Annotated in this window: 1 protein-coding gene; it reads left to right on the top strand. The window is 42.1% G+C overall.

What is annotated here, in order from left to right:
- Positions 1–225: hypothetical protein (locus ACTHS4_RS12660; RefSeq protein WP_440366062.1), on the top strand; the 225-nt coding region annotated here is incomplete at its 5' end.
- Positions 226–233: the final 8 nt, after the last annotated feature.

The raw sequence follows: 233 nt of genomic DNA, 5'->3' as shown, positions 1-233 counted from the left end.
CCTACAACTTTCGAAGCGCATTACGTAGCAGCCAAGCCTGCAACAAGACTCAACGTAAGCCTAACAGAACAATCAGTGCACTATTATCAAATTGATGCAACAAACGTTTCAGTTCCTCAAATCAAAGAGGTTGATGCAACAATGGCACAAGAGACATTAAAGAAACTCAAGCATCAAGCCCACACAATTTCACGCATTAACGAAACAGCCTGCGCGGCCAACTAAACAAATTT

It is taken from the genome of Neisseria sp. P0014.S009 (assembly GCF_051958155.1).
Taxonomy (GTDB): domain Bacteria; phylum Pseudomonadota; class Gammaproteobacteria; order Burkholderiales; family Neisseriaceae; genus Neisseria; species Neisseria flavescens_C.
This window is presented reverse-complemented; position numbering and strand designations above follow the sequence as displayed.